24 protein-coding genes and 1 pseudogene are annotated in these 21,058 nt (G+C 71.4%); 11 read left to right on the plus strand and 14 right to left on the minus strand.

Translation table 11 applies throughout. The features are described from left to right. Window positions 1–54 precede the first annotated feature (54 nt). Window positions 55–1,065, minus strand: coding sequence for an RNA polymerase sigma factor SigB (gene sigB / locus V5O40_RS08430; protein ID WP_269739252.1), 1,011 nt, complete (start codon window positions 1,063–1,065; stop codon window positions 55–57). A 246-nt stretch (window positions 1,066–1,311) separates the two neighbouring features. Between sigB and V5O40_RS08435 the strand changes: the two are divergent. Further along, window positions 1,312–2,100 (plus strand): annotated as a pseudogene (locus tag V5O40_RS08435) (sporulation protein). Window positions 2,101–2,123: 23 nt separating this feature from the next. Here V5O40_RS08435 and V5O40_RS08440 read toward each other — a convergent pair. The 5 genes from V5O40_RS08440 to V5O40_RS08460 form a co-directional block, all read right to left on the minus strand. Continuing rightward, entirely contained in the window at window positions 2,124–2,564 is a 441-nt protein-coding gene (locus tag V5O40_RS08440) for an SRPBCC family protein (protein ID WP_332904953.1), read from the minus strand. Between the two features lie 93 nt (window positions 2,565–2,657). Continuing rightward, a complete protein-coding gene (locus V5O40_RS08445; protein WP_332904954.1) occupies window positions 2,658–2,996 on the minus strand; it encodes an ArsR/SmtB family transcription factor in 339 nt (112 codons plus the stop codon). Then, entirely contained in the window at window positions 2,993–3,451 is a 459-nt protein-coding gene (locus V5O40_RS08450; RefSeq protein ID WP_332904955.1) for an SRPBCC family protein, read from the minus strand. The genes V5O40_RS08445 and V5O40_RS08450 overlap by 4 nt, the downstream gene beginning before the upstream one ends. Window positions 3,452–3,528: 77 nt before the next feature. After that, window positions 3,529–3,951, minus strand: a complete 423-nt coding sequence (dtd, locus tag V5O40_RS08455; RefSeq protein WP_332904956.1) for a D-aminoacyl-tRNA deacylase — start codon at window positions 3,949–3,951, stop codon at window positions 3,529–3,531. A 52-nt stretch (window positions 3,952–4,003) separates the two neighbouring features. After that, a complete protein-coding gene (locus V5O40_RS08460) occupies window positions 4,004–5,488 on the minus strand; it encodes a DUF7782 domain-containing protein (protein WP_332904957.1) in 1,485 nt (494 codons plus the stop codon). A gap of 178 nt (window positions 5,489–5,666) precedes the next feature. Here V5O40_RS08460 and V5O40_RS08465 point away from each other — a divergent pair, with 178 nt between their 5' ends. From V5O40_RS08465 to V5O40_RS08475, 3 genes are all read left to right on the plus strand, one after another. Next, window positions 5,667–6,887: a S8 family peptidase gene (locus tag V5O40_RS08465; protein WP_408631840.1), complete on the plus strand. Its 1,221-nt coding sequence runs from the start codon at window positions 5,667–5,669 to the stop codon at window positions 6,885–6,887. A 132-nt stretch (window positions 6,888–7,019) separates the two neighbouring features. Next, window positions 7,020–7,601, plus strand: coding sequence for an HhH-GPD-type base excision DNA repair protein (locus V5O40_RS08470; RefSeq protein WP_332904958.1), 582 nt, complete (start codon window positions 7,020–7,022; stop codon window positions 7,599–7,601). Window positions 7,602–7,635: 34 nt separating this feature from the next. Then, window positions 7,636–8,862, plus strand: coding sequence for a low temperature requirement protein A (locus V5O40_RS08475; protein WP_332904959.1), 1,227 nt, complete (start codon window positions 7,636–7,638; stop codon window positions 8,860–8,862). 60 nt (window positions 8,863–8,922) lie between these two features. Here the strand turns inward: V5O40_RS08475 and V5O40_RS08480 are convergent, their stop codons facing one another. Further along, window positions 8,923–9,234 carry a hypothetical protein gene (locus tag V5O40_RS08480; RefSeq protein WP_332904960.1) on the minus strand — a complete coding sequence of 104 codons (312 nt, stop codon included), beginning with the start codon at window positions 9,232–9,234 and terminating at the stop codon, window positions 8,923–8,925. Between the two features lie 2 nt (window positions 9,235–9,236). Further along, complete coding sequence (locus V5O40_RS08485) at window positions 9,237–9,536, minus strand: hypothetical protein (protein ID WP_332904961.1); 300 nt, start codon at window positions 9,534–9,536, stop codon at window positions 9,237–9,239. 110 nt (window positions 9,537–9,646) lie between these two features. Here V5O40_RS08485 and V5O40_RS08490 point away from each other — a divergent pair, with 110 nt between their 5' ends. Beyond that, window positions 9,647–10,009 carry a DUF3099 domain-containing protein gene (locus V5O40_RS08490; RefSeq protein WP_210829230.1) on the plus strand — a complete coding sequence of 121 codons (363 nt, stop codon included), beginning with the start codon at window positions 9,647–9,649 and terminating at the stop codon, window positions 10,007–10,009. Window positions 10,010–10,024: 15 nt separating this feature from the next. Here the strand turns inward: V5O40_RS08490 and V5O40_RS08495 are convergent, their stop codons facing one another. Both V5O40_RS08495 and V5O40_RS08500 read right to left on the minus strand, forming a co-directional pair. Further along, window positions 10,025–10,948 carry a carbohydrate kinase family protein gene (locus V5O40_RS08495; RefSeq protein ID WP_332904962.1) on the minus strand — a complete coding sequence of 308 codons (924 nt, stop codon included), beginning with the start codon at window positions 10,946–10,948 and terminating at the stop codon, window positions 10,025–10,027. Continuing rightward, complete coding sequence (locus V5O40_RS08500; protein WP_332904963.1) at window positions 10,945–11,880, minus strand: pseudouridine-5'-phosphate glycosidase; 936 nt, start codon at window positions 11,878–11,880, stop codon at window positions 10,945–10,947. The genes V5O40_RS08495 and V5O40_RS08500 overlap by 4 nt, the downstream gene beginning before the upstream one ends. 88 nt (window positions 11,881–11,968) lie before the next feature. On the opposite strand from V5O40_RS08500, the gene V5O40_RS08505 reads away from it, so the two are divergent. The 3 genes from V5O40_RS08505 to V5O40_RS08515 all read left to right on the plus strand — a co-directional run bounded on the left by V5O40_RS08505 (window position 11,969) and on the right by V5O40_RS08515 (window position 14,804). Next, on the plus strand, window positions 11,969–12,187 hold the full coding sequence (locus V5O40_RS08505; protein WP_093410319.1) for a DUF3039 domain-containing protein: 219 nt from the start codon (window positions 11,969–11,971) through the stop codon (window positions 12,185–12,187). A 39-nt stretch (window positions 12,188–12,226) separates the two neighbouring features. Continuing rightward, on the plus strand, window positions 12,227–12,880 hold the full coding sequence (locus V5O40_RS08510; protein ID WP_332904964.1) for a trimeric intracellular cation channel family protein: 654 nt from the start codon (window positions 12,227–12,229) through the stop codon (window positions 12,878–12,880). 193 nt (window positions 12,881–13,073) lie between these two features. After that, a complete protein-coding gene (locus V5O40_RS08515; RefSeq protein WP_332904965.1) occupies window positions 13,074–14,804 on the plus strand; it encodes a DEAD/DEAH box helicase in 1,731 nt (576 codons plus the stop codon). A gap of 216 nt (window positions 14,805–15,020) precedes the next feature. On the opposite strand, the gene V5O40_RS08520 is transcribed toward V5O40_RS08515, so the two are convergent. Next, window positions 15,021–15,254: a DUF7455 domain-containing protein gene (locus V5O40_RS08520; protein WP_093410327.1), complete on the minus strand. Its 234-nt coding sequence runs from the start codon at window positions 15,252–15,254 to the stop codon at window positions 15,021–15,023. A 244-nt stretch (window positions 15,255–15,498) separates the two neighbouring features. Further along, on the minus strand, window positions 15,499–17,100 hold the full coding sequence (locus V5O40_RS08525) for an RNA polymerase sigma factor (RefSeq protein WP_332904966.1): 1,602 nt from the start codon (window positions 17,098–17,100) through the stop codon (window positions 15,499–15,501). A gap of 287 nt (window positions 17,101–17,387) precedes the next feature. Here V5O40_RS08525 and V5O40_RS08530 point away from each other — a divergent pair, with 287 nt between their 5' ends. Further along, entirely contained in the window at window positions 17,388–18,209 is an 822-nt protein-coding gene (locus V5O40_RS08530) for an inositol monophosphatase family protein (RefSeq protein WP_332904967.1), read from the plus strand. A 41-nt stretch (window positions 18,210–18,250) separates the two neighbouring features. Here V5O40_RS08530 and V5O40_RS08535 read toward each other — a convergent pair whose 3' ends face one another. Further along, on the minus strand, window positions 18,251–18,766 hold the full coding sequence (locus tag V5O40_RS08535; RefSeq protein WP_332904998.1) for a LytR C-terminal domain-containing protein: 516 nt from the start codon (window positions 18,764–18,766) through the stop codon (window positions 18,251–18,253). Between the two features lie 429 nt (window positions 18,767–19,195). Here V5O40_RS08535 and V5O40_RS08540 point away from each other — a divergent pair, with 429 nt between their 5' ends. Next, window positions 19,196–19,492, plus strand: coding sequence for a DUF4193 domain-containing protein (locus V5O40_RS08540; RefSeq protein ID WP_007075406.1), 297 nt, complete (start codon window positions 19,196–19,198; stop codon window positions 19,490–19,492). 143 nt (window positions 19,493–19,635) lie between these two features. Then, window positions 19,636–20,430 carry a hypothetical protein gene (locus V5O40_RS08545; RefSeq protein ID WP_281580380.1) on the plus strand — a complete coding sequence of 265 codons (795 nt, stop codon included), beginning with the start codon at window positions 19,636–19,638 and terminating at the stop codon, window positions 20,428–20,430. A 57-nt stretch (window positions 20,431–20,487) separates the two neighbouring features. On the opposite strand, the gene V5O40_RS08550 is transcribed toward V5O40_RS08545, so the two are convergent. Continuing rightward, complete coding sequence (locus tag V5O40_RS08550) at window positions 20,488–20,979, minus strand: DUF3093 domain-containing protein (protein WP_332904968.1); 492 nt, start codon at window positions 20,977–20,979, stop codon at window positions 20,488–20,490. Window positions 20,980–21,058 lie beyond the last annotated feature (79 nt).

Here is a 21,058-nt window from a genome sequence, read left to right on the forward strand (position 1 = left end):
AACAGCACATCGGCCCCCGGCGAACCGCCGGGGGCCGATGGCCGAACGCTCAGCTCAGCAGGCGTACGCCTCCAGTCGCTGCGCCCGCTCCGGTGCCCGCAGCTTGAGCAGCGTCACCTTCTCGATCTGCCGGATCCGTTCCCGGGAGAGGCCGAACTCGCGGCCGACCTCGTCCAGGGTGCGCTGCCGGCCGTCGTCGAGGCCGAACCGCAACCGGATCACGGCCTGCTCGCGCTGCGAGAGCGTGGCCAGCACGATGCTCACCTCGTTGCGCAGTTCGCCCTGGGTGGCGGCGTCCCCCGGACCGGCGGCCGGGTCGACGGCGGCGACGAAGTCACCGAGGGCGCTCTCACCGTCCTCGCCGACAGCCTGGTCCAGACTCACCGGCTCCCGGTCGTAGGAGATCAGCTCGATCACCTGGAACTCCGGCACGTCGAGCGCGCGGGCCACCTCGGCGACCGTGGGCTCCCGGCCCAGCGACACCGCCAGCTCCCGACGGGCGCGAACCATCCGGTTCACCTGCTCGACCATGTGGACCGGGATGCGGATGGTGCGGGCCTGGTCGGCCATGGCGCGGGTGATGGCCTGTCGGATCCACCAGGTGGCGTAGGTGGAGAACTTGTAGCCCTTGGTGTAGTCGAACTTCTCCACGGCCCGGATGAGGCCGAGGTTGCCTTCCTGGATGAGGTCGAGGAAGGCCATGCCCCGACCGGTGTACCGCTTGGCGATACTGACCACCAACCGCAGGTTCGCCTCCAGCAGGTGGTTCTTGGCCGCCCGGCCCTGCCGCGCGACGAGTTCCAGGTCGGCGCGCAGCTCCTCGGAGACCGGGGTGCAGGTGCTGAGCTTCTCCTCGGCGAACAGGCCGGCCTCGATCCGCTTCGCCAGGTCCACCTCCTGCACGGCGGTGAGCAACTTCGTCCGACCAATTCCGTTGAGGTATGCCCGGACCAGGTCGGTGGAGACGCCGCGCTCGTCGGTGGCGTCCAGGTCGGTCAGGGTGTCGACGCCGTGCTCCGCCTCGGTGCCGGCGTGCGTCCGGTGCTCCGTCATCTGCTGGGCCATCTCAGTCTCTCCCCGTGTCCACGTCCGTGCCGTGTCCGCCGGCCAGTCGCGCCGGTGACAAACAGCTTGGCGGTCGGGGCGTAAAACGGGAGTGAGGCGATCGGGGAACTGACAGTCTCCGAGTCGGCACTCGGTGGCTCGGCGGTTCGGCCGGTCGGGCTTGTCGGCGCCGGTTACCGTGCCAGCGGTCGGCCGTCGGGCCGGCGTACCGGCTCGGATGCGGGCGGTCGAGGGACGGAGGCAATCGTGGTGTTCAAACGGCTCATGCAGGCGATGGGAGTCGGTGGTCCGTCGGTGGAGACGGTGCTGTCGAATCCGAACTGCCGGCCGGGCGGCCACCTGGAGGGCAGCATCGCGGTCACCGGCGGCGACCACGGGGTCGACGTGTCCTACGTGGCACTGGGGCTGCTCACCCGGGTGGAGGTGGAGAGCGGCGACAACGAGTACACCACCAACCAGGAGTTTCAGCGTCAGCAGGTCACCGGCCCGTTCCGGCTGGAGGCGGGGCAGCGCTACGACGTCCCGTTCCGGTTCGAGGTGCCGTGGGAGACCCCGCTCACCGAGTTGTACGGGCAACACCTGCACGGCATGACGATGGGTCTGCGTACCGAACTGGAGGTCGCCCGCGCGGTCGACAAGGGCGACCTGGACGCGGTGGCGGTGCACCCGCTGCCGGCCCAGGAGCGACTGCTGGAGGCGCTGCTACGGCTCGGTTTCCGGTTCTCCCGTGCCGACGTGGAGCGCGGGCACATCTACGGCGTCCACCAGACGTTGCCGTTCTACCAGGAGATCGAGTTCTACCCGCCGCCCCAGTAGGCGGGCGCGATGAAGCAGCTGGAGGTCACCTTCGTCACCGACCCTCGGCAGGTGCAGGTGGTGTTGGAGCTGGACAAGCGGGGCGGACTGTTCACCGAGGGCCGCGACGTCTTCGGTCGCTTCGCCGTCGAGCACGCCTCGGCGGCCGACACCGACCTTGCCGCCCAGCTCGACGGCTGGCTGCGTCAGTCGCTGCAACGCCGCGGCCTCTTCGGCTGAACTCCGCGATCCCGCGCCGTACCTCAGTGCCAGTTGCTGATCTGCACGTCGTGCGGCGCGGGCTCGCCCTTACCGGTCTCGACCAGCCGCTTGAGACTCATCAGGTAGATCGCCCACTTGGTGCTGCAGTGGTACATGAACTCCACGGGCTCGCGCCAACCCTCGTGCCGGAACAGCACGATCGTGAAGTCGTCCTCCCGCCTCAGCTCGAAGCGGACCCGGGTGCCGATCCACTCCTCGGGGCCGTCGACGACCTCCCAGAGCACCAGCTCGGCCGGCCGGCTCTCCAGCACCTTCATGTCGAAGCCACCGGGGATGAACCGGAACCGGAGCACCCCGCCGACGTCGCCGTCGCCGCCCGTGTCCTCGGTCCACCAGTTCGCGAGCCCGTCGACAGTGGTCAGGGCCGTGTAGACGTCCTCGGGAGCGGACGTGACGCCGACCCGGTGCAGGATGTCCAACATCTCGATACCTCGTTTCTGGGTGATGACGCCCGGATATGGGCAGGCTGGATCGCGCCGCCACGGACGTGGCAGCGGTCGGGTGGGTGGGCGGGCTCAGCCCTGCTGGCCGCGCTGGATCGCCTCGGCGATCCGCTTGATCCGTCGCAACCGTGCGTCCCAGGTGGCGCCGACCGACGACAGTTGCGCAACCGCACGGGCGAGTTGTGCCTCGTCGACCTCGTAGCGGCGTTCGCGGCCGGACGGCGTGCCGTGGACCAGCCCGACCCGGCCGAGTACGCCGAGGTGTTTGGCGACCGCCTGCCGGGTGACCGGCAGCTGCTCGCTCAGCGTGGTCGCCGTGCCGCCGCCGTCGGCCAGCAGCAGGTCGAGCATCCGCCGCCGGGTCGGATCCCCGACGGCGGACCAGAGCTCGTCGTCGACGGCGACGCTCATCGAGTCGACACCAGACGTGCCACATACCCTTCGAGACGCGGCAGGAAGTGGTCCCAGCCGGTGACGTGATCGCGGTAGTGCTCTTCGAGCACGGCTGCTTGCCAGCCCCGCTCCCGGAACCCGGTCTCGGTGAGTCGCAGCAGTGTCCCGGTGCCCGACGGGACCAGGTCGAAGGTCACCAGGAGCGAGTTGGTCGGCGTCGCGACGGCGAGATCGTCGTACACCCACCGGAACGAGAAGCGCCGGGGCGGGTCGGCCGCCACCACGGTCAGTGGCACGACCTGGGTGTTCGGCGTGTCCCCGAAGGCGATCGTCCCGGTCGCGCCGGGGACCGGTTCGAGGTCCGCATCGTCCGGCCACCACTGCCGGAGGTGTTCGGGCGCGGTGACGACCTCGTAGACCACCTCGGGCGTGGCGTCGATGTGGATCTCGCGTTCGATGCTGCCGTACTCCATGCGCTCCTCCATACCTGCAACCGGTGGTTGCGTATGACTCTAGGAGGTGTCCGTGGAAGGCGCAACAATTAGTTGCACTACAGGTCGAGGAGGATGGTGCGGGGGCCGACGTTGACGCTCTCCACCAGCATGTGCGCGCGGAAGCGGCCGGTCTCGACCGTCGCGCCCCGCTCGCGCAGCGCCCGGATGGTCTCCTCGACGAGCGGTTCCGCCACCTCGGCCGGGGCGGCCGCGGTCCAGCTCGGGCGGCGGCCCTTGCGGGCGTCGCCGTAGAGAGTGAACTGGCTGACCACGAGGATCGGCGCGCCGATCTCCGCCGCCGACCGCTCGTCGTCCAGGATGCGCAGCTCATGCACCTTGCGGGCCATCGTTCGAGCGATCTCGGCCGTGTCGGTGTGGGTGACTCCGAGCAGCACCAGCAGCCCGTCGTCGACCGCGCCGACCACCTCGCCGCCGACGGTCACGCTGGCCCGGCCGACGGTCTGCACCAGGGCCCGCATCAGGCGACCACCGGCGCGCGACCGCTTGCCGACGGTGCGGACATCGGGCGGCTCACGGCTGCACCGGCGCGATGAAGCCGCGCTCCACCAGGTGTGCCACGATCGGCCCGGCCGCCTCGGCCAGTTCGTCGACGGCCACGTCGTGGGCGACGGCGAGCAGCGCCAACTGGTCCCGCAGCGGCAACCGCCCGTCGGCACCGCCCACCAGCGCGAGCACCAGGGGGTCGATCTCCTCGGTCCAGCGCAGTCCGTCGGGCAGGGCGAGCACCTGCCGGTCCACCCCCCACCCGTCTGCGCCCATCGTCGCCTCCTGGCGCAGTTGCAGCCCGTCGGCGGCGCGATACCGTGCGGCCAGCAGCCCGTCGGTGTCGCGGCCGCGCAGCCAGTCCTGCCGGTCGAACCAGTCGGCGATCTGATCGCCCATCGGTGGCTGCACCCGCTGGCGCAGGTCCTCCACCCGCAGCACCGGGTCGTCCCGGTCGCTGCGGCGCAGCGAGACGATGCCGAAGCCGATCGCCTCGACCTTGTGCGCGTCGAACCAGTCGAGCCAGTCGGCCATCCGCTGCGGGTCGGTGGCCTCCCCGACATCGGTCAACCACAGGTTGACGTACGCCATCGGGTCGGCGACCTCGCGCTGGATGACCCAGGCGTCCAGGCCGGTACCGGCGAACCAACCGGCGACCCGCTCGCCCCAGTCCTCGCCGGTGACGTGCACCCAGTTGGCGAGGTACTGCATGGTGCCGCCCTCGGTGAGCAGGCCCGGGGCGGCGGCGGCCAGCTCCGCGCCGATCGCGTCGCCGATCCGACCGGAGTCGCGGTAGACGTGGGTGGTCGTACCCGGCCCGACCACGAACGGCGGGTTGCTCACCACGAGGTCGAACCGCCGGCCGGCGACCGGGGCAACCAGGTCGCCGTGCAGCAACTCCCAGTCCTGACCGTTGAGGGCGGCGGTGGTGGCGGCGAAGCGCAGTGCCCGCCGGGACAGGTCGGTGGCGGTGACCCGCCGCGCGTGGGTGCCCAGGTGCAGTGCCTGCACGCCCGAGCCGGTACCCAGGTCCAGCGCGCTGTCCACCGGCCGTCGGACGGCTGCCCCGATCATCGTCTGGGTCGCACCGCCGATGCCGAGCACGTGTTCGGAGTGCAGCGGGCGGCCGGGGCGGGCGCTGGCCGGCACGTCCGCGAGCACCCACCAGTCGTCGCCGTACGGCTCCAGGTCCAGCCCCATCCGCAGCCCGTCGCCGTGCCGTTCGACGATCCCCGCGTCGAGCGCGTCGGTGAGTGGCAGCGGCGCCAGCGCGGCGGCCACCGCCGCCTCCGGCTCGGTCTGCTCGCAGATGAATACCCGGATCAGGGTCGCGAGGGGGTCCCGGTCGCCGGTTGCCCGCAGCGCGGCCCGGAAGTCGTTGCGGGCGACTCCGCCGGTCGCCTGCGGGCCGAGCCGGGCGGCGATGCCGTTGGCGGTGAAGCCCGCCCGGGTCAACGCGGTCCGCAGCGCTTCGATGCCGGCGGGGGAGAGCAGCATGTCATGTCCGTCCACACCGTCATCCTGCCTGGTGGCGTCGGGTCCGGAGACCACCGCCCGTGACATCGCAAGTTAAATCTACTGACATCTATGTCATATCCATCGATCTAACGCTAGCATTCCCGCCAACTCAGTCCAGGGTGCGGACCGCCCGGCCAGAAGCCCGGTCGGCCGCCCAGGTAAGGGAGGCACGATGTCCTCAGGGTCCACCGCGCGGCGGCAGCTCATCCGGGCGCTCGCCGTCGTCGCCACCGCGGCGGCCGTCTCGGCGGCCGGCACCACCGCGGCGGTCGCCGCACCCACCGGCGAGATCCGTGGCGCCGGCGCGTCGAACGCGGTCAGCGGTAGCTACCTGGTCGTCCTGCGCACCGACGCCGTCGGTGCCGCCGGTTCCTCGACGGCTCGCTCCGCCGTTCCGGACCGGGCCAGTGCCCTGGTCAAGCGGTACGGGGGCAGTGTCTCCGACACCTACAGCGCCGCGCTCACCGGTTTCGCGGCGAAGATGACCGCCGCCCAGGCGGCCCGGCTCGCCGCCAACCCGGCGGTTGCCTACGTGGAGCAGGACCAGGTGGTCACGATCCAGGCGACCCAGACCAACGCGACCTGGGGTCTGGACCGCATCGACCAGCGCAACCGGCCGCTGAGCACCACCTACACCTACCCGAACACCGCCTCGAACGTGCGGGCGTACATCATCGACACCGGAATCCGGACCTCCCACAGCCAGTTCGGCGGCCGGGCCACCTGGGGCACCAACACCGTGGACAGCAACAACACCGACTGCAACGGCCACGGCACCCACGTCGCCGGCACGGTCGGCGGTTCGACCCACGGTGTGGCCAAGGGGGTTCGCCTGATCGCGGTGAAGGTGCTCAACTGCTCCGGCGGTGGCACCACCACCAGCGTGGTCAACGGGGTGAACTGGGTGACCGCCAACGCGGTGAAGCCGGCCGTGGCGAACATGAGCCTGGGTGGCGGCGCCAGCACCTCCATCGACAACGCGGTGCGCAACTCGATCGCCTCCGGCGTCAGCTACGCGGTCGCGGCGGGCAACTCCAACGCCAACGCCTGCAACTACTCGCCGGCCCGGACCTCGACCGCGATCACCGTCGGCTCGACCACCAGCACCGACGCCCGGTCCTCCTTCTCCAACTACGGCTCCTGCGTGCACATCTTCGCGCCGGGTTCGAGCATCACGTCGGCCTGGCACACCAGCAACAGCGCCACCAACACCATCAGCGGCACCTCGATGGCCTCGCCGCACGTGGCCGGTGCCGCCGCGCTCGTGCTCGGTGCCAACCCGTCCTACTCGCCGGCCCAGGTCAAGAGCTACCTGGTCAACAACGCCACCACCGGCGTGGTGACCAGCCCGGGCAGCGGCTCGCCGAACCGCCTGCTGTTCGTGGTCAACTGACCCTCACCCGCACGATCGGCCCGGCGGACGGTGCGAACCGATCCGCCGGGCCGCGTCACGTCGTGCCCCGACCGGTCGGTCCGAGGTGGGTGTCAGCGCCCGTCCCGACCGGCGTACGGGCAGGATGAGGGCATGACGCTCGAGCTGCCCATCGACCCGCAGGCGAACCGGCTGCTGGCCCGCGATCCGCTGGCCCTGCTCGTCGGCATGGTTCTCGACCAGCAGGTCTCGATGGAGAAGGCTTTCTCCTCGCCGTACGTGCTGGCCCAGCGGCTCGGCCACGACCTGGACGCCCGGGAACTGGCCGGCTTCGATCCGGAGGCCCTGGTGGCCATCTTCGCCCAACCACCCGCGCTGCACCGCTTTCCCAAGGCGATGGCGGCCCGGGTGCAGGAGGTGTGCCGGGTGCTGGTCGAGCGCTACGACGGCGACGCCGCCCGGCTCTGGGCGGACCCGGCCGACGGCCGCGAGCTGCTCGGGCGGATCACCGCCCTGCCCGGATTCGGTCGGCAGAAGGCCCAGATCTTCCTCGCCCTGCTCGGCAAGCGGTTCGGGGTGCAACCGCCGGGTTGGCGGGAGGCTGCGGGCCACTACGGAGATCCGGACGCCCACCGGTCCGTCGCGGATGTGACCGATGCCGAGTCACTGCGCCTGGTTCGGGAGTACAAACAGCAGGTGAAGGCGGCGGCGAAGGCGAGCGCACGCGGGGACTGACCGGGCCGCCTCCGACGACGGCGGGGGGCGGTCGATGGCGCAGCGGGGCGGCGCGCTGCTGCGTGGTGGGCACGGAACAGCGCGGACCACCTTCCTGGAACTCTTTCTCGACCTGGCCTTCGTCTTCGCCTTCACCCGGGTCTCGGTCCGTTTCATCGATGAGGTCGAGCACGGGCTGACCGTGCTGGGCTTCCTGGAGACCCTGATCCTCTTCCTCGCCCTGTGGCACGTCTGGACACTGATCAACTGGGTCACCAGCCGGTACGAGCCGAACGCCCTGACGATCCAACTCGTCGTGGTCGGGACGATGTTCGGCAGCCTGGTGATGGCCGTCGCCGTACCCCGGGGGTTCGAGGAGCGGGCGTTGCCGTTCGTGGTGGCCTACCTGGTGACGGTGATCGCGCGACCGCTGATCATCGCCGCCGTGCTGGGTCGACATCCACGCCGTACCGTGCCGTGGCGGCTGGCCGCCTGGGCGACGCTGTCCGGCGCGTTCTGGCTGGCCGGTGCGCTCGGGCCCGCCGGCCTGCGGTTCGGGCTGTGGGCGCTGGCCATCAGCATCGACCTGACCGGTTACCTGCTGGGCTGGCCGGTGCCCGGCCTGGGACGGGCACCGGTGTCGGCCTGGCGGATCGCCGGCGAGCACATCGCGGAGCGCTACCAGCAGATCTTCCTCATCGCGCTGGGCGAGACGATCCTGGTCATCGGGATCAAGTACAGCGGCGAGGGGTTCGGCCAGCTCGCGGCGGCGGCCTTCACGGTCGCCTTCCTCACTACCGCGCTGCTCTGGCGGATCTACTTCCATCGGGCCGGTCACCTGCTCGTCGAGGCGCTGCGGCTGGCCCGGTCGCCCGGTCGGCTCGGTGCCTCCGCCTCCACCACGCACCTGGTCATGGTGCTCGGCGTGCTGCTCACCGGGGTGGGCTACGAGTTGGTCATCGTGAAACCGTTCGACCGGGTCGAGCCGGCGTGGCTGGTCTTCATCGTCGGCGGGCCGGCCCTGTTCCTGTTGGGGCGGGCCCGTTTCGAGTACGAGATCTTCGCCCGGGTCTCCCGCGCCCGGGTGCTGATGATGCTGGCGTTGCTCGGGTCCGCTCCGCTGCTCCTGCTCGGCACGCCGATGCTGGCGCTGTCCGTGGTCGCGGCCGGCCTGGCCGTGGTAGCCGTCGTGGACGGGTTGCGGGCTCGTGACCAGCCGATGGAGCCGTCGGCATCTCCGCTGGACCGTCCGGAGCCGGGTGATGCCAACTTCCCGACCTGACCCGCGCGCCACGGACGCCGCGTGGGTTCGGCGCGGGTCGCCGCAGGGGCTATGGTCCCGTCAGGCGGCGCTCGGATGGGCCAGCGAGGCGATGGCCCGCCGGACGTCGGCCAGCGAGACGGTCGCCGAGTCGTCCAGGTCGGCCAGGCCCGTCTCGATCCACTGCCGCATCAGCGTCGTCACGCCGATGCCCCGGGCGTCGGCGGCGGCCCGGACCCGTTCGTAGGTCTCCAGCGGCAGCCGGACGGATCGGCTGACCATCGGAGTCTCGGTGTCGGGGGTGGGCAGTCCCACCGCCTGGCTCTCGTCGATCAGATCGGTGATCCGGTCGCCGCCGCTGTGGAACTGCTTGATCGCGTCGTGACGGTTCATCGTCACCGCCTCCTCGTCTCCGGGGAATTCCGCACGGCCTCGTCGTAGCGTTTGGCCTCGACGTCGCTCAACTCGCGGGCGGAGAGGACGTCCCAGTCGTTGTCGGCACCGTCGGTCTCGGCCAGCAGCACCGCCACCCGGCGTCCGCGGCCGGTGGGGGCGTAGACCACCATCACGTCGTCGCCGAGGTGGCGGATCACCCGCCGGCCGCTGTGCAGCGCCTCCCAGACTTCCCCCGGCGTGACGTCGTAGACCCGCAGATTGGCCAGCGCCTCGTCGGTGAAGCTGAACCTGCTGCCCACGCCGCGAGCGTACCACGGCCGTAACACGGATTTCGGGGCCGACGAAGCTCGTCGCCCGCCCGGTCGGAGTGACAGGATGGAGTGCGACCCCTCCGGAGGAGGTACCACGGGTGAAGCGCCAGGCGTACCAGCCGATCCTCATCACCGACGCCGCCCGCAGCCAGGATGATCAACTGACCAGCCGGCAGCGGCGTTACGTCGTGATGATGGGTGTCCGCGTCGCCTGCGTGATCGTCGGCGCGATCCTGGTCGGGGTGCGGGCACCGCTGCTCTGGCTCTGGCTGCCGCTGGTCGCGCTGGGCATGGTGCTCATCCCGTGGCTCGCGGTACTGCTGGCCAACGACCGGCCGCCCAAGGAACGTCACCGCCTCGCCAACCGCTTCTCGTCGCGTTCGGCCACCGAGGCGGCACCGCCTCCGATGAGCCTCGCCGCCGAGGAGCGGCCGCACAAGATCATCGACGCGGAGCCCTGACCCGCCCGGCGCGGCTCAACGAACCGGTCGGGCCCCGACCTGCGCCACCGCCGCGGCACCGAGATCGACGGCCCGGGCCAGGGCGGCATCGGGCGCGGCCCCGGCCAGCCAGGCACGCAGCAGACCCGCCGCGAAGGCGTCACCCGCCCCGGTCACGTCCCGCACCGCCACCCGGTGCGCCGCCGAGGTGACGATCGTGGCGTCCCGATCGACCCAGACGGCGCCGGCCCCGCCGCGTTTGACCACCACCCGACGGGCCACGGAGAGCAGTGCCCGGCCCTGCGCCGCCGGCTCCAGTCCACCGGCCAGCACGGTGGCCTCGTCGACGTTGACCAGCAGCAGGTCGACCTCGCGTACCCAGGTCAGAAAGGCCGCCGGCCCGACCGCCCGCAGCGGTGCCGCGGAAGCCGCGTCGACGCTCGTGGTGAGACCGCGTTCGCGGGCGTCGGCCAGCGCACGCAGGCCGGCCGGTCGGGAGTCCGCGTCCAACAGCGTGTACCCGGACAGGTGCAGGTGCGTGGCGTCCGGCGCGTCGGACAGCGCCGCGTCCACGTGGTCGGGACGCAGCCGCACGTTCGCCCCACGCTCGGTGACCATGGTGCGCTCGTCGCCGGCGGTCAGCACGATCACCGTGCCGGTGGCGGAGCCGGCGATCTCGTCCACCGCGCAGTCAACTCCGGCCGCGGTCAGCTCCGCCACCCGGTCACGCCCGGCGCCGTCGTCGCCGACCGCGCCCACCAGGGTCACCGGTACGCCCTGGGTGGCCAGCCAGGCCGCGGTGTTGGCCGCCTGCCCACCACCGGTGGACCTGATCACCGCCGGGGTGTCGGAACCGGGCGCCAACGGTCCGGAGAGCACCGCCACCACGTCGGTGACCACGTCGCCGACGACCAGGACCCGTCCGGTACCGGCGCTGTCGTTCTCGGTCGCCCCGGTCACGCCGACGCGTCGACCCGGCGCTGGGCGGCGGCGACCGCGATCCGGGCGGCCAGGTCGGCGTTGCGCAGGATGATCCGGACGTTCACCGCCAGGCTGGCGCCCTGCGTCGCGGAGTGGAAGTGGGCCAGCAGGTACGGCGTGACGGCCTTGCCGGTCACCCCGTCGCGCTCCAGCCGGGCGAGACCCTCGGTGAGGGTACGGTCGTGCAGGTCCGGGTCGAGTTGCTCGTCGGTGGGCAGCGGGTTGGCGACGATCAGCCCGCCATGGTGTGCCCGGTGCCGCTCGCGGGCGGCCAGCACGTCGGCTACCCGTTCCGGGGAGTCGAGCGACCAGTCCAGGTCGAAGCCGCCGTCGGTGATGAAGAAGCCCGGAAACCGGCGGGTCCGGTAGCCGACCACGGCCACCCCGAGGGTCTCCAGCCGCTCCAGGGTCGCGCCCACGTCGAGGATCGACTTCACCCCGGCGCAGACCACCGCGATCGGCGTACGCGCCAGGGTGACCAGGTCGGCGGACTCGTCGAAGGTCTGCGCCGCCTCGCGGTGCACCCCGCCCAGCCCGCCGGTGGCGAACACGCCGATGCCTGCCGCGGCCGCCACGGCACTCGTCGCGGCCACGGTGGTGGCGCCGTCAGCGCCGGATGCGGCCGCCACCGCGAGGTCGCGTACGGAGAGCTTGGTCACCCCGTCGGCGGTGGCCAGCCGGGTCAGTTCGGCGTCGTCGAGCCCGACCACGAGTTCGCCGGCGACCATGCCGATGGTGGCCGGCACCGCGCCGGCGTCCCGGACGGCCTGTTCGATCTGCCGAGCCACCCGGAGGTTGTCCGGCCGGGGCAGGCCGTGCGAGACGATGGTGCTCTCCAGCGCGACCACGGGCCCCTGCTCGCGCAGGGCCCGGGCCACCTCGGTGCCGTAGCGAAGATGAAAGTCGGTCACAATCGCTCACCGTACGCCCGCCCTCCGGGTCACCTCAGGTGGACCGGGTGCGGGTGACCTGCCAGACTTGTCGGTTGGAGGTGCAGACGTGAGTACACAGATCCTCGAACGTCCCGAGCTGAAGGACGCCGACACCGGTCCGGAGATGTTCCACTACGTCCGGAAAGAAAAGATCGCCGAGAGTGCCGTCATGGGCACCTTCGTCGTCGCGCTGTGCGGGGAGACGTTTCCGGTGACGAAGACGCCCAAACCGGGTTCGCCGGTCTGCCCGAAGTGCAAGGAGATCTACGACTCGTACCGCGAGTGACGCCCTCGGTCCGCGCGGCGGCCCGCGTAACCTGCGGCGGTGACCACCTCCACCGCCCTTCTCCTGGCTGACCTGGCCGGAGTCGCGGTCTTCGCCGCCTCGGGCGCCTCCGCGGCGGTGGCCAAACGGCTCGACCTCTTCGGCGTGGTCTTCGTCGGCTTCGTCGCCGCCCTCGGCGGCGGGATCGTCCGGGACCTGGTCATCGACGAGGTTCCGCCGTTGGCCTTCGCCGACTGGCGTTACGCGGGTACCGCCGCCGTGACCGCCGCAGCGATCTTCTGGCTGCACCCACAGTTCGCCCGGCTGCGCACCACCGTCCTGGTGCTTGATGCGGCCGGGCTCGGCCTGTTCACCGTCGCCGGCACCCTCAAGGCCCTCGACGCCCAGGTCCCGGCGGTCGGTGCCTGTCTGATCGGCATGATCACCGCGATCGGTGGGGGACTCGTCCGCGACCTGCTCACCGGTGAGATTCCGGTGGTACTGCGGCGGGAGATCTACGCGGTCGCGTCGCTCGTCGGCTCGATCGTGGTGGTGCTCCTCCACGGCCTCGGGCACACCGGGCCGGTCCCGCTCACCGCCGCCGTGGTGCTGGTCTTCGGCGTACGCCTGGTGGCCCTGCGTCGGCGCTGGTCGGCTCCGGTGGCGACGGTGCGACCACCCCGCACCGGTCTGTCGGCGCCGCCGCCGGAGTGAGCCAGCAGTGGCGAACGGCACCCCGGTGACGGGTGTGGCGTCGCGTGGGCGGCCGGGCGGCTGCTGGTTATGCTGAGTCGGCCTTCGCGGCTCGGCTGCGCGGAGGCATTTTCGTGGGGCGACCGCCGTGCCCCCCGGTCCGGGCCCGCCGGCCCGCGGCCGGGACATCCCGTGGCCGGAGAGGAGCGAACGCGTGGCAGTCCGGACGCCGGCGCTCGACACGTTCCCGTCCCTTCGCGCCTGGCAGCGCAAGGCTCTGGTGGAGTACCTGCGCCGTCGGGCTGAGGACTTCACCGCGGTCGCCACCCCGGGGGCCGGGAAGACCACCTTCGCCCTGCGCATCGCCGCCGAACTGCTCGCCGACGGCAGCGTCGAGGCGGTCACGGTGGTCGCGCCGACCGAACACCTGAAGACCCAGTGGGCGGAGGCGGCGGCCCGGGTGGGCATCCAGCTCGACGCCGCCTTCCGCAACGCCGACCTGCACTCCTCGGCCGACTTCCACGGCGCCGTGGTCACCTACGCGCAGGTCGGCATGGCACCGCAGGTGCACCGGCGGCGCACCATGACCCGCCGGACCCTGGTCGTCCTCGACGAGATCCACCACGCCGGTGACTCGCGTACCTGGGGGGACGGGGTGAAGGCGGCCTTCGAGCCGGCGGTACGCCGGCTGATGCTCACCGGTACGCCCTTCCGGTCCGACGACAACCCCATCCCGTTCGTCAGCTACGAGCGGGGCGGCGACGGCCTGCTGCGTTCCCGGGCCGACTCGGTCTACGGCTACAGCGACGCGCTGCGCGACGGCGTGGTACGGCCGGTGCTGTTCCTGGCGTACTCGGGTGAGACCCGGTGGCGGACCAACGCCGGGGAGGAACTGGCGGCCCGGCTGGGCGAGCCGATGACGCAGGATCTCGTCGCCCAGGCGTGGCGTACCGCCCTGGACCCGGCGGGCGACTGGATGCCGCAGGTGCTCCGGGCGGCCGACGCTCGGCTGACCGTGCTACGGGAGGCGGGCATGCCCGACGCGGGCGGCCTTGTCATCGCCAGCGACCAGCAGACGGCCCGCTCGTACGCCAGGCTCATCGAGCAGGTGACGGGGGAGCGGGCGGCCGTGGTGCTCTCCGACGACGCGGGTGCCTCGACCCGGATCGCGACGTTCGCGGCGTCCGAGCAACGATGGCTGGTCGCGGTGCGAATGGTGTCCGAAGGCGTCGACATCCCTCGGCTGGCCGTCGGTGTGTACGCGACAAGTGCCAGCACCCCGTTGTACTTCGCGCAGGCGATCGGGCGCTTCGTCCGGGCCCGACGTCCGGGGGAGACCGCGTCGGTCTTCCTGCCCAGCGTGCCGCACCTGCTCGGGCTGGCCAGCGAGATGGAGGCCGAGCGGGACCACGTGCTCGGCAAACCCAAGGACCGCGAGGGCTTCGACGACGAGCTGCTGGACCGGGCCCAGCGCGACGAGCAGGCCAGCGGTGAACTGGAGAAGCGCTTCGCCGCGCTGTCCGCCACGGCGGAACTGGATCAGGTGATCTTCGACGGGGCCTCGTTCGGTACGGCGGCCCAGGCCGGCACTCCCGAGGAGGAGGAGTATCTCGGCCTGCCCGGTCTGCTCACCTCGGAACAGGTGGCGTCACTGCTCGCCAAGCGGCAGGCCGACCAGCTCGCTGCCCAGCGACGTCGGGCGACCGAGCGACGGACGGAATCCGCGGCGCCAGCGTCCGCTCCGCCGGCACCGATGAGCGCCGCCCAGCGCCGGGTGGCTCTACGCCGCCAGCTCAACGCCCTGGTCGCGGCCCAGCACCACCGCACCGGCCAGCCGCACGGCAAGATCCACGCTGAGCTGCGCCGCATCTGCGGCGGCCCACCCAGCGCCCAGGCCACCATCGAGCAACTGGAAGAACGCATAGCGACCGTCCAAACCCTCTAACCCCGCCCACCCCACCACCCCCACCCTCCCCGTGAGCACGGCCCGCGCCCCATCCGGCCCCGACGCCTTGATCAAGAGGTTTGCGTCATCGTGGGCACGGTTTCGTGACGCGAACCTCTTGGTCAACAAGGCTGGGTAGGGGTGCGGAGCATGAAAAGCCGGCCGGAGACACCCTGTGGGTGTCTCCGGCCGGCTTGTGTCGGGTCTGCTGAGGGCTTAGTTGGCCATCAGGTCAGCGCCGCGCCAGGTGAACTCCGGGTCCGTCGCGTACCGCACGGTGATCTTGACGAGATCCTCGGCGTACTTGTTGGCGTGGTGCCCACAGAACACCAGCTCACTGCCACCCGCCAGGGTGATCCGGAGCTTGCCGGCGGCATTGCAGCGGTCGCACCGTTCATCGGCGGCCGGGGGGCTCACCGTCTCGGGCGGCGGCGTGAGGGTCGGGGTCATCGCCTTCCTCCTCTGGTCGTCACCGATGAACACTCTCTTCGGTCTTGGTCACCTATCGTGCAACACCCTTGTCGGGCCTCGCCTTCCCTGTGTGCCCGCGGGGGACCGAGGTCACACCTGGCACGGACAGTGTGCCGTGCACCCAGGGTGCCACGTCAACGATCACATTCGTGCAACCACCTGATCACCATCCGACGTTGTACGCCAGGTGGTCAAAACGGCACGATCAGTTGACGGATGCTGATCAGTCGAGGTAGTCCCGGAGAACCTGGGATCGGGACGGATGCCGGAGCTTGGACATCGTCTTGGACTCGATCTGCCGGATCCGTTCGCGGGTCACTCCGTAGACCTGACCGATCTCGTCCAAGGTACGAGGTTGGCCGTCGGTCAGCCCGAACCGCAGACGCACCACACCCGCCTCACGCTCGGACAACGTCTGCAGCACCTGCTGGAGCTGATCCTGAAGCAGGGAGAACGAGACCGCGTCGACGGCGACCACCGCCTCCGAGTCCTCGATGAAGTCACCGAGCTGGCTGTCGCCCTCGTCACCGATGGTCTGGTCGAGCGAGATGGGCTCCCGGGCGTACTGCTGGATCTCCAGCACCTTCTCCGGTGTGATGTCCATCTCCTTGGCCAACTCCTCCGGCGTGGGCTCCCGGCCCAGATCCTGGAGCAGCTCGCGCTGTATCCGGCCCAGCTTGTTGATCACCTCGACCATGTGGACCGGGATGCGGATGGTGCGGGCCTGGTCGGCCATGGCGCGGGTGATGGCCTGTCGGATCCACCAGGTGGCGTAGGTGGAGAACTTGTAGCCCTTGGTGTAGTCGAACTTCTCCACGGCCCGGATGAGGCCGAGGTTGCCTTCCTGGATGAGGTCGAGGAACGCCATGCCCCGGCCCGTGTACCGCTTGGCCAGCGAGACGACCAGGCGGAGGTTCGCCTCGAGCAGGTGGTTCTTGGCCCGCTCACCGTCCCGGGAGATCCACAGCAGGTCGCGCTGCATGTCCCGGGCGAGCTTCTCCTCGCCCTCGTCGGCGGCCCGCAGCCGCTCGGCGGCGTAGAGCCCGGCCTCGATCCGCTTGGCCAGCTCCACCTCCTGCTCGGCGTTGAGCAGCGGGACCTTGCCGATCTGCTTGAGGTACGCCCGGACCGAGTCCGCCGAGGCGGTCAGCTCGGCGTCGCGACGCGCCTGCTTGAGCGCCTCGGACTCCTCGTCGTCCCACTCGAAGTCGTTGTCGGTGGCGGAGTTCGCCGCGTCGGCCGCGGCGGCCTGGGCCAGCTCCGCCGGCTCCTCGACCACCACGTCCTCGATCTCGGCGGCGAGTTCCTCGGGATTGACCTCGCCCTCGGCGGCCTCACCCTCGGCGGCGTTGGCCGGCTTCGCCGCGCCCGCCGCGGCGGCCACCGTCGCCTTGGTGGCCCGGGTGGACTTCTTGGCCGGCGCGACCGCCTTGGCGGCCACCGCCGCGGTGGTCCCGGCCGCCTTGCGCGAGGTCGCCTTCCGCGGTGCCGGTGCCGACGCCTCCTCGGCCGCGGGCGCCTGCTTCGGGGCGGGCGCGGCCGCCTTCTTGGTGGTCTTGGCGGTGGTGGCCCGGGACGCGGGGGTGGCGGACCGGGCGGCGGCGACCCGGCGGCGGGTGCTGGCCGAGCCGTCGACCACGACGGTCACGCCGGCCTCGGAGAGCGCCCGCAGGATCTTCTTGGCCTGGGCCGGAGTCACCTCGGCGGACTCGACGGTGCGCGCGAGCTGGGCCGACGTGAGCTGGCCGCCGGCGCTCTGCGCGTGGGCGATCAAGGTGTCGGTGAGCGAGCGAACGTCGGCGCCGGTCTGGCGGGGTTCTGTCACGAATGACCTTCCGGAGGCGAAGAGCGAGCACGGCCGGGTTCGTCCGACGCAGCGTAGGGCACCGTGCCGGGCGATGTGGTTGAGGAACCCCCGTGTCCCGGGCCGGCCGGCTGTCGGGCGGTCCGTGGCGCGTGGGCAGGGGTGAATTGTAACGCCGTCTGCGGCGATCATCCTGCGCCGCACGGCTGATCGGCGGTCGGGACCGCCGATTCGGTGCGCTTTTGGACTTTGTAAGGATGATACCCGCGCGGAAGCCGGATACCTGGCCGTGCGGGAAGGGAACGGATATGGAGCGCGCGGCGCCACCGCCACCGCAACTGCTGGAGATCGCGATCGAGGTGGCCCGGGGCGCGGCGGCCACCGCGTACCGGATGCGGACCGAAGGCGTCTCGGTCGCGGCGACCAAGAGCACCGTCACCGACGTGGTGACCGCGGCTGACCGGGCCGTGGAGCGCCAGATCACCGCCGAACTGCGCCGGCTGCGCCCGGACGACGCCGTGTTGGGCGAGGAGTACGGTGCCGCGGCCAGTGGCGACGGCCCGCGCGCCCGGGTGCGGTGGATCGTCGACCCGATCGACGGCACCGTCAACTACCTGTACGGCCTGACGCACTGCGCGGTGTCCATCGCCGCGGAGGTGGACGGCGAGGTGGTGGCGGGTGTGGTGTGCAACATCCACACCGGCGAGGAGTGGACCGCGACCGTCGGCGGGGGTGCCTGGCGGGCGGGTCGGCGGCTGCACTGCTCCACCGAGACCGATCTCGGTCAGGCGCTGGTCATCACCGGCTTCGGTTACGACGCGGCCCGCCGGGTTCACCAGGCCCGCGTCCTGACCGAGCTGATTCCGCACGTGCGCGACATCCGCCGTCTCGGCGCCGCGGCCGTCGACCTCTGCCTGGTCGCCGAGGGGCGGGCCGACGCCTACTACGAGAAGGGTCTGGCCGCCTGGGACCAGGCCGCCGGGGCGCTGGTGGCCACCGAGGCCGGTCTGCGGGTCGGCGGGCTCAAGGGGCTGGCCCCCGGGCCGGAGATGGTCGTCGCCGCCCCACCGGCGCTGTTCGACGCGTTGCACGACCGCCTGGCCGCCCTGGACGCCTCCGGCGGCCCCTGAGGCCGTGTGGTGCCCGTTCGGGCCGCTGGACGACCCTTCGGTCAGCCTTCGACCGGCATCGGGCAGGAACCGGGCGGGGCGACCGGGGCACCCAGGTCGCCCAGCGACTGGTTGACCTCGGTGATGGTGGCCAACTGCTGGAAGCTGCCGCCCAGCACGACGTCGACGATGTCGTCCTCGCGCTTGGGGTCGTACTCCAGTTCGGCGTCGCCGAGGAAGTACGCCCGCAGCAGGTGCGCCGAGCCGACTCCCTTCGGCCCGTAGCGCAGCACCGCCACGTCGTCGATCTTCTTCTTCTGGGTGGCTTCCTTCTGCACCTGGAAGTCCCGGTTGCGGAAGTCGCCCGCGACGTCGGCGGCCAGGCCGGGACGGTCCGTGCCGTTCAGCACGTTGATCTTGACGTCCTTGTGGTCGCGTAGGGTGACGTCGGCGCGCGGCCAGTCGTCCGGACAACCCGCACCGGCGCCGGCGTTGCTCTGGGTGTCCCTGACCAGGGCGACGACCACGAAGACCAGGGCGACCACCGCCAGTAAACCGACGACAACGAGTGCTCGCACTCGCGCAAAGCTCATCAGGTCACTCCCGGGCAGTGGTGGGTGGCGGCGGCCGACCATCGGGCCGTTCCGTCGGTCGTCGGGTACGCCGCTGAGGTTAACGGGTGTCCGACCGTCGCGTGGAAACAGTCCGACATGCCGGCGCGCCACCGGAGAACGGGGTAGTACTACCCCTATCTTCGTGTCGCCTGAGTCACATTGGGAACAACTTCCCGTGCAGGGGCGTACATCTCAGCCACGAGGGCGGTATACATGCCTCGCCCAAAGGGGGGGTAGGGTTCCGCGCTCGCGGGGGAGATCCTCTGGCGGTCTGGTCCGAGCGGTCGTCGGGTCAGGTGGCCGACACTAGCGGTAGCCGGCCAGCGGAACCGAAACAGCGTCGTCCGGCGTTACAACCGGAAGCGACAACATCGAAATGGGAGAGTGAAACCGATGGCCACCGACTACGACGCTCCGCGCCGCGACGAGGTCGACCTCGGCGAGGACAGCCTGGAAGAGCTCAAGGCCCGGCGCGTCGACTCGCAGTCGGGCGCCGTGGACGTCGACGAGGCCGAAGTGGCTGAGAGCTTCGAGCTGCCCGGGGCCGACCTTGCCGACGAGGAACTGACGGTCAAGGTGCTACCGATGCAGCAGGACGAGTTCCGCTGCGCCCGCTGCTTCCTGGTGCACCACCGCAGCCAGCTCGCGGTGGAACGCAACGGCGAGCTGATCTGCCGAGAGTGCGTCTGACCGCAGGGCGACGACCACGACCATGGCGGCGACTCCCAAGTGGAGTCGCCGCCGCCCGGCTCGGCGAGCGCGACGCCGCGCAACCTGGTTGACTCGATAGTCATGAGCGAGCGAATCGGCGGGCGCGGCGCCGTGGTGCGGTCATGAGCGAGGACAGCGAGCGCACCGAGGACCGGGACGAGTTGGGGAAGACCGTCGCGGCGCTGACCGCCGACGAGATCGAGCCGGCGAGACGGCGTCAACTGCTCACCCGGCTGGTCGGGCAGGCTCGGGCCCGGGGGATCGGCGACCTGTTCAAGCCGAGGGCCGCGCTGCGCTGGATGGTGGACACCGTCGCGGAGATCGCCCCGCACGTGCCGGTCCGGGACCTGGCCACCCTGCGCCGCCACTTCCCCGGGCTGTCGGACGAGGAACTGGCCGACCGGCTGGTCCGCAACGCGTCCCGGGCCACGGCGGGGGTCGGCGCGGCCGGCGGCGGAGCCTCGGCGGTGCAGTGGACCGTGACACCGACCCTGCTGTCCGCTCCGGTACTGCTCGCCGCCGAGACGGTCGCGGTGGTGGCGGTGGAGCTCAAGTTGACCGGTGAGCTGCACGAGATCTACGGCCTACCGCTGCCGGCCGGCGGCACCGAGCGGACGATCGCGTTGGTGCAGGCATGGGCCAGCCAGCGCGGCGTCAACCCGATGATGCCCGGCGTCGGCGTGGGCGCCGTGCTGGGTACGGCCGCCCGGAACGAACTGCGGGACACGCTGCTCAAGCGTTTCGGCCGCAACCTGACCACGCTCGGTCCCTTCCTCACCGGAGCCGCCGTGGCGAGCTACCTGAACCGGCGGGCGACCCGGACGCTGGCCGACCAGCTCCGCGCCGACCTGCGCCGGCAGCGGCACAGCCTGCCCGGTGCGTCGCCCACCCCGCCCGCCCTGCCCGAGTCGTCCTGACCGCCGGCAGCGCCCTCGGCGGACACCGCGCGGTCCGGTGACCGGTGGCGGATCGGATCAGCGGGTCGCGTCCCGCGCGGCCAGCAGCGCTTCGGCCAGCTCGACCGGGTGCCGGGAACTGACCACCCAGAACGGCGTGGGGTCGGCCGGGTCGTTCAGGACCACCTGGACGGCACCGGGGACCCACGGGCGCTGGACGACGAACGCCAGCGGATCGGCACCCACACCGAGCACCTCACGCCGCCCCGCGGCGTCCAGCGCGACGGCGTCCGCGACGAACCGGACGGGCAGCCGGGCGTCGTCGACCCGCAGCTCCGCGTCGGTCACCGCGACGCGGATCCGGCCCAACCACGCCAGCCCGGCGGCAGCGGCGGGCAGCAGCACCGCGAACGGCAGCCAGGCGCGCACACCGGCCGCGCCCATCCACACCTCCACCGCGAGCAGGGCGGCGGCCGCGAGCCCGGCGAGCCACAACCACCAGGGCAGCCGCAGACGCTCGGCGTACGCCGGGGGGGCCGAGACGGACGAAGGTGACGCTGACTGGCTCACTCGTGCCAGGGTACGGCGCGGCGGCCCTCGGGTACCGGGCAGGATGACAGGGTCACCCCCAGCGGAACGGACGAAAGAG

Source organism: Micromonospora palythoicola, assembly GCF_036689795.1.
Taxonomy (GTDB): Bacteria; Actinomycetota; Actinomycetes; order Mycobacteriales; family Micromonosporaceae; genus Micromonospora; species Micromonospora palythoicola.